17 protein-coding genes are annotated in these 14413 nt (G+C 62.3%); 12 read left to right on the top strand and 5 right to left on the bottom strand.

What is annotated here, in order from left to right; translation table 11 throughout:
* Nucleotides 1-78: 78 nt before the first annotated feature.
* The 3 genes from H281_RS0115050 to H281_RS0115040 form a co-directional block, all read right to left on the bottom strand.
* Nucleotides 79-498, bottom strand: a complete 420-nt coding sequence (locus H281_RS0115050; RefSeq protein ID WP_020067952.1) for a DUF3175 domain-containing protein — start codon at nt 496-498, stop codon at nt 79-81.
* Nucleotides 499-718: 220 nt separating this feature from the next.
* Nucleotides 719-1234 carry a PRC-barrel domain-containing protein gene (locus tag H281_RS0115045; protein WP_020067951.1) on the bottom strand — a complete coding sequence of 172 codons (516 nt, stop codon included), beginning with the start codon at nt 1232-1234 and terminating at the stop codon, nt 719-721.
* 245 nt (nt 1235-1479) lie between these two features.
* Nucleotides 1480-2832 carry a DNA topoisomerase IB gene (locus tag H281_RS0115040; protein ID WP_020067950.1) on the bottom strand — a complete coding sequence of 451 codons (1353 nt, stop codon included), beginning with the start codon at nt 2830-2832 and terminating at the stop codon, nt 1480-1482.
* A gap of 154 nt (nt 2833-2986) precedes the next feature.
* On the opposite strand from H281_RS0115040, the gene H281_RS0115035 reads away from it, so the two are divergent.
* The 5 genes from H281_RS0115035 (at nt 2987) to H281_RS0115015 (ending at nt 5713) form a co-directional block, all read left to right on the top strand.
* The gene (locus tag H281_RS0115035; protein WP_020067949.1) at nt 2987-3334 is read left to right on the top strand and encodes a hypothetical protein; all 348 of its coding nucleotides are present in this window, start codon (nt 2987-2989) and stop codon (nt 3332-3334) included.
* 198 nt (nt 3335-3532) lie between these two features.
* Nucleotides 3533-4084: a type 1 glutamine amidotransferase domain-containing protein gene (locus H281_RS0115030; protein WP_020067948.1), complete on the top strand. Its 552-nt coding sequence runs from the start codon at nt 3533-3535 to the stop codon at nt 4082-4084.
* 57 nt (nt 4085-4141) lie between these two features.
* Nucleotides 4142-4708: a DUF4142 domain-containing protein gene (locus tag H281_RS0115025; protein WP_027804618.1), complete on the top strand. Its 567-nt coding sequence runs from the start codon at nt 4142-4144 to the stop codon at nt 4706-4708.
* Entirely contained in the window at nt 4705-5049 is a 345-nt protein-coding gene (locus H281_RS0115020) for a DUF1488 family protein (protein WP_020067946.1), read from the top strand. Before H281_RS0115025 ends, H281_RS0115020 begins: the two co-directional genes overlap by 4 nt.
* 82 nt (nt 5050-5131) lie before the next feature.
* Nucleotides 5132-5713 carry a phage tail tape measure protein gene (locus H281_RS0115015; RefSeq protein WP_020067945.1) on the top strand — a complete coding sequence of 194 codons (582 nt, stop codon included), beginning with the start codon at nt 5132-5134 and terminating at the stop codon, nt 5711-5713.
* 128 nt (nt 5714-5841) lie between these two features.
* On the opposite strand, the gene H281_RS0115010 is transcribed toward H281_RS0115015, so the two are convergent.
* On the bottom strand, nt 5842-6096 hold the full coding sequence (locus H281_RS0115010; RefSeq protein ID WP_020067944.1) for a hypothetical protein: 255 nt from the start codon (nt 6094-6096) through the stop codon (nt 5842-5844).
* Nucleotides 6097-6490: 394 nt separating this feature from the next.
* Between H281_RS0115010 and H281_RS0115000 the strand changes: the two genes are divergently transcribed.
* Nucleotides 6491-6940 carry a ferritin-like domain-containing protein gene (locus tag H281_RS0115000; RefSeq protein WP_020067942.1) on the top strand — a complete coding sequence of 150 codons (450 nt, stop codon included), beginning with the start codon at nt 6491-6493 and terminating at the stop codon, nt 6938-6940.
* 125 nt (nt 6941-7065) lie between these two features.
* Here H281_RS0115000 and H281_RS0114995 read toward each other — a convergent pair whose 3' ends face one another.
* Entirely contained in the window at nt 7066-7404 is a 339-nt protein-coding gene (locus H281_RS0114995) for a BON domain-containing protein (protein WP_020067941.1), read from the bottom strand.
* 494 nt (nt 7405-7898) lie between these two features.
* On the opposite strand from H281_RS0114995, the gene H281_RS0114990 reads away from it, so the two are divergent.
* The 6 genes from H281_RS0114990 (at nt 7899) to H281_RS0114965 (ending at nt 14412) form a co-directional block, all read left to right on the top strand.
* Nucleotides 7899-9380: an RNA polymerase factor sigma-54 gene (locus H281_RS0114990; protein WP_020067940.1), complete on the top strand. Its 1482-nt coding sequence runs from the start codon at nt 7899-7901 to the stop codon at nt 9378-9380.
* 138 nt (nt 9381-9518) lie between these two features.
* On the top strand, nt 9519-10706 hold the full coding sequence (locus H281_RS0114985; protein WP_027804617.1) for a pyridoxal phosphate-dependent aminotransferase: 1188 nt from the start codon (nt 9519-9521) through the stop codon (nt 10704-10706).
* A 130-nt stretch (nt 10707-10836) separates the two neighbouring features.
* Nucleotides 10837-11565: a FadR/GntR family transcriptional regulator gene (locus H281_RS0114980; protein ID WP_020067938.1), complete on the top strand. Its 729-nt coding sequence runs from the start codon at nt 10837-10839 to the stop codon at nt 11563-11565.
* Nucleotides 11566-11706: 141 nt separating this feature from the next.
* On the top strand, nt 11707-12450 hold the full coding sequence (locus H281_RS0114975) for a (Fe-S)-binding protein (RefSeq protein ID WP_020067937.1): 744 nt from the start codon (nt 11707-11709) through the stop codon (nt 12448-12450).
* A complete protein-coding gene (locus H281_RS0114970) occupies nt 12447-13838 on the top strand; it encodes a lactate utilization protein B (protein WP_027804616.1) in 1392 nt (463 codons plus the stop codon). Before H281_RS0114975 ends, H281_RS0114970 begins: the two co-directional genes overlap by 4 nt.
* Entirely contained in the window at nt 13825-14412 is a 588-nt protein-coding gene (locus tag H281_RS0114965; protein ID WP_020067935.1) for a LutC/YkgG family protein, read from the top strand. The genes H281_RS0114970 and H281_RS0114965 overlap by 14 nt, the downstream gene beginning before the upstream one ends.
* Nucleotide 14413: the final 1 nt, after the last annotated feature.

Here is a 14413-nt window from a genome sequence, read left to right as displayed (position 1 = left end):
GCATGACCGGCCGGGGTAATGGGACGAGCGCCCGGGTGCATCACGTCGCGACAGTCAACGCGCGACAGCGCATGAATGTCAGGGCGCGCGCCCGAATGCTTCGCGCAGTTTGCGCTTGGCTTGCTCCAGCGTTGCGCGGCGGGTTTTCGGCAGGTTCTTGCCTGCCCGGTTGATGTAGAAATTAAGCATCGACATCGCCGATTGAAACGGCGTGCCTTTGCGGCGGCTGCTTTTTGTCGACGACTGCTTCAGCGATTTCGCAATCTCCTCGGCGTTGCCTGTCTTGAAGATGTCGTGTTCGAGGTCCATCGCGTCGCTCGTTTCCATCACATGATGCGACCACCTGCGCGAACTCTTGCCGCCTGCGCGCGATGCTTTCTTCTGCTCAGCGGCATGCGCTTGCGCATGGCGCTGACGCGGCGGCCGCCCCGATTTGCCGCGTGCCGGCGAGCGCCGCGACTTGCTGGTCGATTTGCTGGTGGTTTTTCGGACCGCCATTCGAGCCGCCTCCTTTTAGAGTCTTTGCTTTTACAGTCTTTGCCGCGCGGCCCTGCTTGCAGGATTGCGCGCGATAATCCAGGCCAGTCCGCGTCGTCGAATTCGACGCGGTGAAAGTCAAACGCGCCGGCCGCCGCGATGGCGGCGTGCCGGCGCAAGTGAGGACGGTGCGCGAACTGCGAACGGCAAACTGCTTCACGCACTCGCCGCGGCTCGCCGATTACAGCTTGACTCCACCGGCTTCGGGCGCATCCGACGAACCGGCCGGAATATCGCCCACGCCTACGTCATCGCGCATATCGAACTGGTCGCGGCCCCAATAGGGCTCCCTGCCGTAGTACTGGTGAACAGACGTGGCCCATGTCTCATCCGCCATCGACGGCCAGTGATCCTTGTCGAAACCCGGGGCGCTTTTCACGCGCTCCGCCGTCATGTCCAGCACGAAGCACTTCTGCTCGGTGTCCAGCGTGAGCGCGCCCCATGGAATTGCGAGCAGCTTGTCGCCGATGCCGAGGAAGCCGCCGCTCGACAGCACCGCGTACGCAACGCGGCCCGAGCGCACATCCAGCATGATGTCTTTGATCTTGCCGATGTCCTCGCCGTCGCTGCTGAGCACTCTGTTGCCGTCCAGCGTATCGGCCGCCATCACATCCGGGCCCGGGCCTTCTGCCGTCGCGCTGCCTTTACCGACGATACGTGCGCCTTGCGTGCCTTGCGTCTGACTTTGCATGACCATGATGTGCCTCCTTTGCAGGTTAGGGTGACGATCACTGCAGCAACGCGCGTTCCTCGCCCGGAGTAACGGTCGCTTCACGCGGGTCGGGACAAACGCCTTCACGTGCGCGGAAAGTGCTCGCGCATGGCGCTGCGGCGATACCCGGATATGCATCGCACGATCGCGGCGGCGTCCGCGAGCAATGCAGCCTCTGTCCAGGTAAATGATGCGCGCGCCGTTGCAGTTCCTGCTTGCTATGAGCGGCGTTAACTCGCGGCCGTCTTCTCGGCGCGCTGCGCGGAACGGGCGCCCGCGCTCGCAGCTCGCTGGGCAGTTCGCGCGCCGGCTTTTGCGCTTGGTTTGACGCTATCTTTGGCAGCGGCTTTCGCCGCCTTGTTCGCTTCGTTGCGAATGGTGCGCGACTTCTTGAGCAACGTCGTAATGGAGCCGTTGATGCTCTCGGCGGTGTCGGTTTCGCGCAGCTTGCGGCCTTTTGCTCCCGCCTGACGCGCGAGCCTCGCGGCGCGCTTCTCGGCATGCGCGAGCAATGCAGCAAAAGCGACCTCGTCGACTTTCAGACCCCGGCGCGACTGACCCGGCGGCAAGGTTTGCAACTGGTCGCTTTCGAATGCGCTAATCACTGCAGGATGGATGTAGCAACGCCGGCAAACGGCCGGCGTGTTGCGCAGCAAGCCCGCGACTTCCTTGACGGTCGCCACGATATGACGCCGCGCTTCGGCGGCGCTGCCGCACACGAGGCGGCGCAGCGCCGCGAGTGCGTAGACGCTGCCGGCCCATGTCCGATAGTCCTTCGCGGTGAAGTCCGCGCCGCTTGCGCGGCGCAGATAATCGTTGATGTCGGCTGAACCGACGGTACGGCGTGTACCGTCGTCGTCGAGATACTGGAACAGGTCGTGACCCGGCAGATCCGCGCAGCGTCGCACTATGCGCTTCACACGCTGGTCGTCCACCGTTACGTCGTGTTCAATGCCGCTCTTGCCCCGGAACTTGAAGCGCAACTGTCCCGCTTCCACTTTCACGTGTTTTTTACGCAATGTCGTCAGTCCATATGACTGATTTTCGCGTGCGTATTCGACGCTGCCGATACGAACCAGCGTGGTATCGAGCAGCCGCACGACCGCCGCGATCACTTTGTCGCACGGCATGCCGGGCAGTTCGAGGTCGCGGGCGACGCGCGCGCGGATTCGCGGCAGTGCGCGCCCGAACTCGGCCATGCGTTCGTATTTGTCGGCGTCGCGCGTTTCGCGCCAACGCGGGTGATAACGGTATTGCTTGCGCCCGCGCACGTCGCGGCCAGTCGCCTGAATATGTCCGCGCGGGTCTGGACAGATCCAGACGTCTTCGTACGCGGGCGGAATCGCGAGCGAGTTGATGCGCTGAATCTCCGCTTCGTCTTCAATGCGCTTTCCTTGCACGTCGAAATACGCGAAGCCGTCTTTCTCGCGCTTGCGCGTGTAGCCAGGCTTGCTGTCGTCGGCATGGCGCAAGCCGGGCGGCATGGCGGCTGTCACGGACTGCTTCACGCTGTCGTCGGCCGATGCATGACCGTTTTGCGTCGTGCTCGTTGTGCTTATGCTTGTGGTTGTGCTGTTTGCCATGGCTTTCTTTGCAGGTAGAACTTTCAAGCGTGAAGCGCGTTGCGCCAGTGATGGCCCGGAGCAAAGCCGGTGCCCGGCACTGCCGGCGCGGGCGAGCGGGCGGAACAGTCCTTGCGGAGAACGTCATACGTATCAACCGATAAAGGAGAGCGCCATGAGCAGCACGCTGAACCCCGATGAAGAGCCGCAACAGGTCGTCAAACAAACGTCAGGCACGACGGGCGCGTTGGGACCGAGCGATTCATCCGATAGCGGCAGCGACGTCGCGGGCGCGAAGCGCCATGAGTTCGACGTCGATACGGAACTCGACAACCACGCGCTCGAACTGGGCGAGTCGGAAATGGCTAGCGACACCGACCGGGCGGGCACCGGCGAGCGCGCAGCCGCGGACGGCGATTCGACGCTGGACCCGGATAGCGACATCGAACCTGATCGCATTCTGACGCCACCGACAGCCGACGAAGACGACGACGGTCTCGACGACGACCCGAGCGGCCTGTAATCGCGTTGCGCCTCTCCGCTTCGCGCGAGCATCCGAGCCTCGAGGCCCGTCGCAGCGGGCGTCGAGGCAGGAGCGATGACGCGGTAGGCGGGTCCGGGAACAGCAGGCACAAGCCTTGCTGCCGCATCGTTAATCAATGATGAAAGGGGTTTGGCGCATCACATGCGCGGCCCCGGCATTTGAACAAAGGAGAGAAAGATGGCAAACAGTCTCGACGGTCTGAAGGTAGCGATCCTGGCGGTAGACGGCTTCGAACAGGCTGAACTGGTCGACCCGAAACGCGCGCTCGCCGAGGCCGGAGCGACCGTGCACGTGATCTCAGCGAAGCCCGGCAAGATCCAGGGCTTCAAGCACGTCGATAAAGCCGACACGGTCGAGGTCGATTCGACTTTCGACAAAGCGATCGCGGACGACTATGACGCAGTCGTGTTGCCTGGCGGCGTGGTGAACGGTGACGCGATTCGCGTGTTGCCGCAGGCGCAGGCATTCGTGAAAGCGGCCGACAACGCGAAGAAGCCGATCGCGGTGATTTGCCACGGCACGTGGCTCCCCGTGTCGGCCGGAATCATCAAGGGGCGCACGGTGACGAGCTGGCCGAGTCTGCAGGACGATATCCGCAACGCGGGCGGCACGTGGGTCGATCAGGAAGTGGTCGAAGACAGCAATCTGATTTCGAGCCGCAAGCCGGACGACATTCCCGCCTTCAACAAAGCGTTGATCGGGCAACTGTCGAAACGCAAGGCTGCATGAGCGGCGCAGGTGGGCGATGAGACGCGCCGGTGACTCCGTGAACAAGGGAGAAAACGCATGAAACTACGGTATTCCCTACAAGCGATGACTGTCGCGCTTGCTCTTGGCACGGCGCCGGCCTGCGTCGTGTATGCGCAGGCAAGCGACGCTCCCGCGAGCGACGCACCCGTCGGCGGCACGAAGCTCTCGCCCGCCGACCAGCAGTTCATCCAGGATGCTTCACGGTCCGACGCCACCGAAATCGCGGCAAGCAAGATCGCGTTGAAGAATTCCAGCGATCCACGCGTGAAGAAATTTGCACAGCAGATGATCGCCGAACATACGAAGCTCTCGCGCAGCATGGGTGCGCTCGCAGCGAAGAAGGGGCTTGCCACCACGCCGTCGGCAGACTCCGCGCTCGTTGGCAAGCTGCAAACGCTCAAGGGCCAGAAGTTCGACGAGGCGTATGTCGAGCAGGTCGGCCTCGAGGCGCATCAGCGGGCAGTCGATCTGTTCCAGCAGGAGAGCCAGAGCGGCACCGACTCGCAACTGAAGGCTGCGGCCGCGCGCGCGCTGCCGGTCATCAAGCATCATCTGGAGATGGCGCAGCAGCTCGCCGGCGCAATGAAGGGCGCGTCATCATGAACGCGATCCTGCCGCGGCCTGCCTATGAGGATTCCCTTATGCAGATCACTTTTTCCGACGACAAACCGACCTTCGACGGCGCCAACCTGACGCTTCGCTTCATGGCGCGCGTGGACGGTGAACCGGTTGTCTGCGCCATCACGGTCGAGGCGCTGGAAGATCACTTCGGCGCCGGTTCGCCGCTCGAAAGCGAGTTGATGGAAGCCTTCGACAAGGGCCGTAACCGGATCCGCTCGGTGTGCGCCGAGGCGCTCGACCAGAACGACGGCGAGGGCGTAGTCTTGCATAGCGGATTGTTCAGAGTGGAAGGCATGGAGCCCGACCGCGGCACGGCGGTGTAGCGCCGCCGCTTCTTCTGATCACGCACCGCGAGTAGCCGCGGGCGTCGTCCGTCAAAACGCAATCACGATGCAAGGAGGCCTCATGTCACTCATCGTTGCAGCACGCTTCACGACTTTCCCAGCCGCGGAAGAAGCGGCGCAAAAACTTTTTAATGCAGGCTTCGTCGAGGAAGACGTCACGCTGTTCTTCGTCAATCCGCGTGGCCAGCATGCACGTTTTCCGATTGGCGGCGACACCCACACCGATCCCGGGGCGAAAGGCGCGCCGAAGGGCGCGGGCCTCGGCGTGACGATCGGCGCGGTGGTGGGCGCTATTGTTGGCGTCGGCATCTTCGCGGCGTTCTCTGCGCCGCTGCTCGTTTCGGCGATCGCTGCGGGCGTCGGCGCCTATATCGGCTCGCTGGCCGGGGCGATGTGGCGCACGCGCGATAGTAGCGAAGCCGGGCATCGCACGCCATTCCACGAAGAGGCGCGCGATTCGGGCGTGCTGGTCGCGGTGCACGTGTCGCCTGACAATCAGTTCGAGGCCGCCCGTTTGCTGCGCGAAGCAGGCGGCGTGTCGATCGAACGCGCGACGGGTCGTTGGCAACAAGGCCGCTGGGCCGACTTCGATCCGTTGAAGAAGCCCGTTCCACTCAACGAGTACAACGAAAAACGCGCCTGATGTAGCGGTGACAGCGCCGACAGCGGCGAACGGCAGTGAGCGGGAAGGCAATCGAAAAGGGCCCGACAGACGTCGGGCCCTTTTCTTTGGCGGACCGGAAACGCAAGGCGCGCTGATCGTCGGGAAAGTTATACCCAGATACGCGCGGCGCCACGTTGCGGCGAGGGGGCATGATCAGCAGGACGTTGGTCGCGCGTGGGCTCGCATGAGGCCGGCATGACGCCTTTGCGAGATCCTTCGCAGGTCGAAGGCGCGGCTTGCGCGCTAGCGCTCGTACTTGCCGCAGCGCTATCGTGCGGCTGCATGTGCTCGCGAATCTGCAACACGCTGGCCGACGAAACGATGGCGACGGCGACCAGCCATTCTGCGCTGCGAATCTTCATGATGTTTCTCCCTGTCGTTGTTGCCTGCCCATTCTTTTCAATTTGTCGATACGTCATGCAGTTTTCTAACTTGCGTTGCATGGCGTTACTCGGGCGAAGCAGTAAAAGCAACGCGTGTGCCACCGGCGAAAGCCGCGCTGAGAAAGGCTTTCACGCCGCTTAAGAGAGTTCGCGCTGCGCAACAATTACCCACGTCTGCAAGAAAGATGGCCGCCCAAATGCAGCGTGCGGGCGCAATGCATCCTGTGAACTTTCGGGCACGCGCCATGCGTGTCCATCAACGAACCCCGTTGCCTTGCGCAGGCGTTGGCAAAGCAGGCGGCACGCGCACCGCGAACACCTGCGGGCGTGCCGGCAACGGATTCCGCGATTAACGAAACCCTGGAGGTATTGAATGACTACGAATGTTGTTTCCGTGCTGAACGATCTCATCGAAACTTCGAAGGATGGTGAAAAGGGCTTTCGCAAGGCGGCCGAAGATGCGCGCGACACACAGTTGAAGACGATGTTTCTCACGCGCGCTGAAGATTGCGCGCGCGGCGCACGCGAGCTGCAGGATGTGGTTCAGCGCCTGGGCGGTAAGCCGGAAACGGGCGGCAGTGTGAGCGGTGCGCTGCACCGGGGATGGGTCGATGTGAAGTCGGCGGTGACGGACCGCAGCGACCATCAGATTCTCGTCGAGGTGGAAAAGGGCGAGGACGTCGCCAAGAAGAACTATCACGACGCGCTGGAAAAAGAACTGCCCGCCGACGTGCGCGCGATTGTCGAGCGTCAGTATCAAGGCGTGCTGCAGAATCACGACCGCGTTCGCGATCTGCGCGATCAATACGCGGCAAAGAGCTAATCAGGTAGCCGGCCGTCAGGCCGGCCTCTAAAGTAGAAAGGCCGTCCGCACAATGCGCGGACGGCCTTTTTCTCGGGGGCTTCTCGGAGCCCTGCGCCCGGCGCAGAACGCCGGGCGCCTCGAGATTATTCTGCGGCGATTTTCAGGCGGTTCTTCACGCTGCTCACGCCCTTCACGCCTTCCACGACGTCCTGGGCGGCGGTCTTGTCTTCAGCCGAAGGTACCGTACCCGTGAGCCACACCACGCCCTTGCGGGTCTTCACATGGATATGCGTGGACTTCACGTTCTTCGCGCCGAGCAGTTCGGCCTTGACCTTCGTGGTGATCGTGCCGTCGTCGACGTGCTGGCCGATGGTTTCAGACGAAGCCGACGGAGCCGAGGCGCTCGTTTGGGCGGTGGCGTTCAGTGCGAAAGCAACGCACGCGATGCTGCCGGCAGTCTTCAGGAATTGGATGGTCTTCATGGTTTTCTCCTTCGGGTGTTGATGAAATTGCGGTCTTGTTGCCTGCGGTCGATCGCGGCCGAAGCCGCCGATGACTCGCGTGGGGTCGTTGCCGCTACGGTTCCGTCAGGGCCCGTTATCGACACCGGGCGGGTCTTCACAGTCGTTGCGCGTTCGCGCCGGATGCGAAGAGAGCCGTCCGTCCACATCCTCGTTACCGCAAAGTGTGTGCCCGCACCTCGTGACTGAGGACCAGAGAAGTTGCGAAGCCCGCGCCAGCGGGCGCTTTTCCGCTGATGAATAGCGCTCGCGCATCGAGTTCGTGCGCGCGCCGACTCGTGTGGAGCGGATGCGGAATTTGCCGGGTCGCTTGTAAAAAAGGCCCCGCGCGGCGTTGCAATCCGCGGGCCTGAAAAAATAAAGGCCAAAGAAAACAGTGCGTTGCAAAAGCTGGTACGCGTGTTGCTCTAGTGAGGTCACTCCTTTACTTCAGCTTTCAACGGGACCTGAACACGATGCCTTCAATTGAACTTCGCACAAGGCAGTCTCTTGCACTTACGCCGCGTTTGCAGCAGTCGGTGCGTCTGTTGCAGCTATCGTCTCTGGAGTTCCAGCAGGAATTGCGAACTGCGCTCGATACGAACCCGTTCCTCGAATACGACTCGTCGGATACCGAGGACGTTGCGCTTGCAACTGCCACGTCCGGCGAAGAGCAGGGCGTGTTGCCGGCAACCGATGCAGTCGCGGCCGCCGAGCCCGACTCGCTGCCCTCTGAAGCCGCTAGCAGCGAGAGCCTCGACAGTGGCGGCCCCGACGATATGCCCGGCGACTTCTCGGGCGACTACAGCAGCCGCAGTTCGGCCCGCCAGAACGGCGACTCCGACGGCAGCGATCCGGCCGAATGGGCACGCTCGCAACCCACGTTGCGCGAGCAACTGCACGACGCACTGCGTCTTTATCGTCTGGATGACCGCGATCGCGCGGTTGCGCGCTTCATCATCGAGGCGCTCGACGACGATGGTTATCTGCGCCAGGACCTGGCGGATCTCGCCGACAGCGTCGATCTCGAACCCGAATTGACAGAGGAAGAACTGCTGGTCGCGCTGCGCCTCGTGCAGTCGCTCGACCGGCCTGGGCTTGGCGCGCGTTCGCTGTCCGAGTGTCTGCTGCTGCAGGTCAATGCGTTGCCCGCGGACACGCCGGGCCGCGATGTCGCGCGGCAGATTGTCGAACATCATCTGGAGCGGCTCGCGCGTCGCGAACAGGCAGAACTGCAAAAACAGATTGGCTGTACTGCGGAAGAGCTGCGTGTGGCCTGCGCTCTCGTGCGCAAGCTCGATCCGAAGCCGGGCAACTGCTACGGCCGTACCGAAGACAACTACGTCGTGCCCGATGTGATCGTGCGCCAGGTGCGCAACAAGTGGGTGGTGACGATCAATCCTGCCGTGCAGCCGCGCGCACGCATTCACCGCATGTATGCCGAGCTGTTTGCGCAATCGGCTGGGGCTAGCCGTTCGCCGCTCGCCCAGCAGCTTCAGGAAGCGCGCTGGTTGATCCGAAACGCGCAGCAGCGCTTCGACACGATTCAACGCGTCGCCGAATGCATCGTCGCGCATCAGAAGGCGTTTTTCCAGTACGGTGAAATCGCGCTCAAGCCGATGGTGTTGCGCGATGTCGCCGACGAACTCGGCCTGCACGAATCGACGATCTCGCGCGCGACCGGCAATAAATATATGGCCACGCCGCGCGGCATTTTCGAGTTCAAGCATTTCTTCCCGCGCGAGCTTGGCACCGAAAGCGGCGGTACCTGTTCCGCCGCCGCGGTGCGGGCGCTGCTGAAAGAAATGATCGCTGCGGAAAACACCCGCGACCCGCTCTCCGATGTGACGCTGGCAAAGATGCTCGCGGATCAGGGCGTGCTCGTCGCGCGCCGCACGGTTGCCAAGTACCGGCATCTGATGAAGGTGCCGCCGGCGGAGTTGCGCCGCCAGGTCTGAATTTGCACGGCCCCTGCAAGCGGGGCTTTGATACGAAGCGCTACGCGAGGCTGTCTGCCCGCGTGGCGCTTTTTCGTATCTGGACGTTTTGCGCACGCCCCATTACATTGGCGGGTCAATCAGAAACGGGTGAGCGCGATGAAGTATTCGAGTCGGGTCGAGGGATTGCAAGGCAGACGTACGTCGGCGTGGGAGATTCATCGCGTGGCGCAGCAGGCCGCGGCGAATGGCAATGACGTCATCGTGCTGAGCGTGGGAGACCCTGACTTCGCTACGCCCGCACCGATTGTCGAGCGTGCCATCGACGCGTTGCGCGGCGGCGATACGCATTACAGCGCGGTGTCCGGGCGCGATCCGCTGCGAGCGGCGATTGCCGAAGAGCAGGCGCGCATGACCGGTTGCACGGTCAGCGCGGCGAATGTGATCCTCACGGCGGGCGCGCAAAACGGCGTGTTTGCCACGTCGCTTTGTCTGCTCGAAGCAGGCGACGAGGTTATCGTGCCCGAGCCGATGTACCTCACCTACGAAGCTTGCGTGCGCGCCGCAGGTGCGACGCTCGTGCCGGTGCCGGTCGATCCTGCGCGTGCATTTCACCTGGATTGCGACGCGCTCGAACGAGCCGTGACACCGCGCACCAAGGCGATTTTCTTCGCTACGCCGTGCAATCCAACAGGTGTCGTGATGCCGCGCGCGGACCTCGAACGCATTGCGCGGCTCGCGTGCGAGCACGACCTGTGGGTGCTGTCCGACGAGGTCTACGCCGATCTCACGTTCGAGCGCGAACATGTGAGCATCATGTCGCTGCCCGGCATGGCGGAGCGCACGGTCACACTCGGCAGCCTGTCCAAATCGCATGCAATGGCGGGGTGGCGCGTAGGCTGGGCGATCGGACCCACGCAACTGATCGAACACATGGGACGCCTCGCGCTTGCCATGCTGTATGGCTTGCCGGGCTTCATCCAGCAGGCCGCATTGACGGCGTTACAGGAGAAGTCGAGCATCGTCGCGCAGATGCGCGACATCTACAGGCGCCGTCGCGACGTCGTGTTCGAGCGTTTGAGCCGGGTCCCGCGATTGCGCTGCCTGCTGCCCGAAGCGGGCATGTTCATGATGGTCGACGTGAGCGGCACGGGCCTCGATACCGTCGATTTCACATGGCAGCTGTTTCGCGCGCAAGGCGTGTCGGTGCTCGACGCGAGTGCTTTTGGCGAGACCGCGAACGGTTTCGTCCGGTTGGGCTTTGTCGTCGACGAAGCGCGGCTTGCCGAGGCGTGCGAGCGGATTGCGGCGTTTGTCGCGGCGTTGCCGTTGGAATCGAACCCGTGAGTACGCGCTCGCAGCGAAAATCGCGCAGGGCGCCCAACGGTATAATTCATTCGCTCCCGTTTAGCTCTGTCGCGTCGCATACTGCCGCTAACGAATCATCCTGAACAACCGGCTTTGCCAGCCGTAGCCTATGCACTTTCGCCCGATCCAGTCTTTCACGCGCAAACGGCTCTCCGACGTCGTCGCAGATCAGATCAAGCAATTGATCTCCGACGGCACGCTGATGCCGGGCGACCGGCTGCCCGCTGAGCGCGATCTGGCGACGCAACTGGCGGTGTCGCGGCCTTCGTTGCGCGAAGCGCTGATCAGGCTGGAATCAGATGGCTATATCGCCACGTCGGGGCGGGGCGGCTTTACGGTGGTCGATCTGACGGCGCCGATCATTTCGAAGCCGCTCGCCGAACTGCTTTTGCAAAATCCGCGCACCAGTGCCGACATTCTCGAGTTGCGCCAGGGGCTCGAATCGATTTCGACCGTATATGCCGCGGAGCGCGCGACCGCCGCCGATCTTCGCAAGATCAAGACTGCGTTCGACGCACTGAAGGCGGCCTCGCAGTCGCAAGATCGCGTCAATCTGGCGGAGCTGGATGCCGCTTTTCACCTGGCGATTGCCGACTCTACGCACAACATCGCGCTCGCCCATGTCATGCATGGCATTCACACGCTGATTCGCGAAGGCATGCGTCAATACCATCGGCTGATCGATTACGACGAGGCGATGGAAAAGCAGTTGATGAGTCAGCATCAGGCCATCTACGACGCCGTCGTCGCACGCGACGCACAAAAGGCACGCAAGGCGGCCGAACGGCACCTGGCCTTCGTGCGCGAGATTTATCAGGAAGACGCCGCGAAGCTTTAGGCGTCGCATTTCGCGTGGCCATCTAACGATTGACACGCTCGGGCGACTTCCTTATATTTTGGTCAGACCAACAATACCAGTCTGACTGGCGACGATCTTACGCGTCCCGAGTCTGCGTGCCCCATTCCCTGTAATGAGCTTATGAAAGTCGCCCTCTTTATCCCTTGCTTCATCGACGCGTTTTATCCCGAGGTCGGCATTGCCACGCTCGAACTGCTCGAACGCTTCGGCATTCAGGTCGATTACCCGCAGGAGCAGACCTGCTGTGGCCAGCCCATGGGAAACAGCGGCGCGCATGCAGAAGCGGCTGGCGCGGAGCGGGTGTTCGCGCGCAACTTTGCGGGCTACGACTACATCGTCGGACCATCGGCGAGCTGCATTCACCACGTGCGCGAGCATCTCACCGCGATCGATCAGACGGACGAAGTCAAAAAGGTGCGGGCGAGCGCTTATGAACTCGTCGAGTTTCTGCACGACGTGGTGGGCGCGCGTGAATTTCCGTGGGCCGAGTTTCCGTATCGGGTAGGTCTGCACAATAGTTGCAGCGCGTTGCGGCATCTGAAAGAGGCGTCGATTTCGGAAGTGGCGGGCCAGCCATTTTCCAAGCCGCGCGCGTTGCTTGAAGGCGTGAAGGGTATCGAGTTCGTCAAGCCGTCTCGCCCCGACGAATGTTGCGGTTTCGGCGGCACGTTCTCGGTGACGGAAGAGCCGGTGTCGGTCCGCATGGGGCAGGACAAGGTCCGCGATCATCTGAATGCGGGTGCGCAATACATTGTGTCGGGCGACATGTCGTGCCTGATGCATCAGCAAGGCTGTGCGGAACGCATGAAGGCGGACGCACGCTTCATTCATATTGCACAAGTGTTGAACGGGGCGTGCGCATGAGCCGGATCGACCACGCGAAGGCAGCAGGCGAGTTCATCAAAAAGACGGAACATGTGGCGTTTCACGACAAGCGCCTGTGGGATTTGCGCGAGAAACGCGACGCCCAGGCGCACGGCATTGCCGAGTGGGAGACGCTGCGCGAACTGGCATCCGGTATCAAGGAACACACGCTGTCGCATTTGTCGGAGTACCTCGAACAGTTCGCGGCCTCGGCCGAGGCGAACGGTGTCGTGGTCCACTGGGCAGCGACGGCCGAAGAGCACAACGCGCTCGTACATAAGATCATGTCCGAGCGCGGAATGACCACGCTCGTCAAAAGCAAGTCGATGCTCACCGACGAATGCAAGATGCGCGAGTATCTCGAACCGCGCGGCATTACCGTAATGGAAACGGATCTGGGCGAACGCATCCAGCAACTCGATCATCAGGACCCGAGCCACATGGTGGTGCCGGCGGTCCACAAGCTGCGTGCCGATGTCGCCGAACTGTTTGGCCGAACCATCGGCACTGATCCGCACAATAGCGACATTCACTACCTCGCGGAAAGTCAGCGCATGAATACGCGGCCGTATTTCGTACGCGAGAAAACGGCCGGCATGACCGGCTGCAATTTCGCGGTCGCGGAAACGGGCACGGTTGTGGTTTGCACGAACGAAGGCAACGCCGATCTTTCGGCAAACGTGCCGCCGCTGCATATCGCATCGATCGGTATCGAGAAGCTGATTCCAAAGGTCTCGGATCTCGGTGTGTTTATTCGCATGCTCTCGCGCAGTGCGCTTGGTTCGCCGATCACGCAATACACCTCGCATTTCCGTGCGCCGCGTCCGGGCACGGAGATGCATTTCATCCTCGTCGATCATGGCCGCTCGGAACGGCTCGCGATGGACGACTTCTGGTACTCGCTCAAATGCATCCGCTGCGGAGCCTGCATGAACACGTGTCCCGTGTATCGGCGCAGCGGCGGGCTGTCGTATGGCGGTACTTACTCGGGGCCGATCGGCGCGATCATCAACCCAACCTTCGACCTGAAACGTTATAGCGCGCTGCCGTTCGCGTCCACGCTCAACGGCAGTTGCACGAACGTGTGTCCGGTGAAGATCAATATCCACGAGCAGATCTATAAATGGCGCACGGTGATTGCCGAGCGCCACGAAGTGCCGTTCGTGAAGCAGGAAGTATTGAAGATGGCAGGGCGGCTGCTCGCGAGCCCGACGCTGTATCGGGCAACCGTAGCTTCAATGAGCGGCGCATTGCGGCGGCTACCGAACTTCGTACTCTATAACCCGCTGAATATCTGGGGCAGACAACGCGAATTGCCCGATGCGCCGAAACAGACCTTCCATGCGTGGTACAAGCAAAACCGCGGAGGTGGCGATGGCAACGCGTGAGGCCTTTATCGCGAAAGTGCGGCAGGCGCAACCGGCGGCGCGCCCGCGCCCCGACGTGCCGTTGTTTAGCGCGGTCGGTGGCGATCTGCGCGCGCGCTTCACGTCGGCATTGCAAACGATGGGCGGGACTTGCGTCGAAGCGGATGCCGCGTCGGAAGTTGCGAGTCTGATCCGCGAGCGATTTGGCGCAACTGTGTCGATCGCTTCAGCCACTGCCGAAGTGTCCGGCACGCGCCTGCTCACGGCCGACACCGAACCCTCGTCGTTACAGGATATCGACGTCGGCGTGGTGCGTGCGCGTTTCGGTGTCGCGGAGACCGGCTCGGTGTGGTTCAGCGAACGCGAGTACGTGGTCAATGCGTTGGGCTATATCGTGCAGCATCTCGTGGTTCTGCTCGATCCGGCGCAACTGGTCGACGGCTTGCAGGACGTTTATCGCCGCGACGACTTTCGCGACGCCCGTTACGCGGCACTCGTCACGGGACCTTCCGCGACCGCGGACATCGAGGGCGTTCTGATTCGCGGCGCGCAGGGCGTGCGGTCGCTGACGGTGGTGTGGCTGGCCGCTGAGTAGG

It is taken from the genome of Paraburkholderia caledonica (assembly GCF_000383275.1).
GTDB classification, from domain to species: Bacteria; Pseudomonadota; Gammaproteobacteria; order Burkholderiales; family Burkholderiaceae; genus Paraburkholderia; species Paraburkholderia caledonica.
Note: the sequence above shows the minus strand (reverse complement) of the source record. Positions and strands in the feature narration are given on the sequence as shown.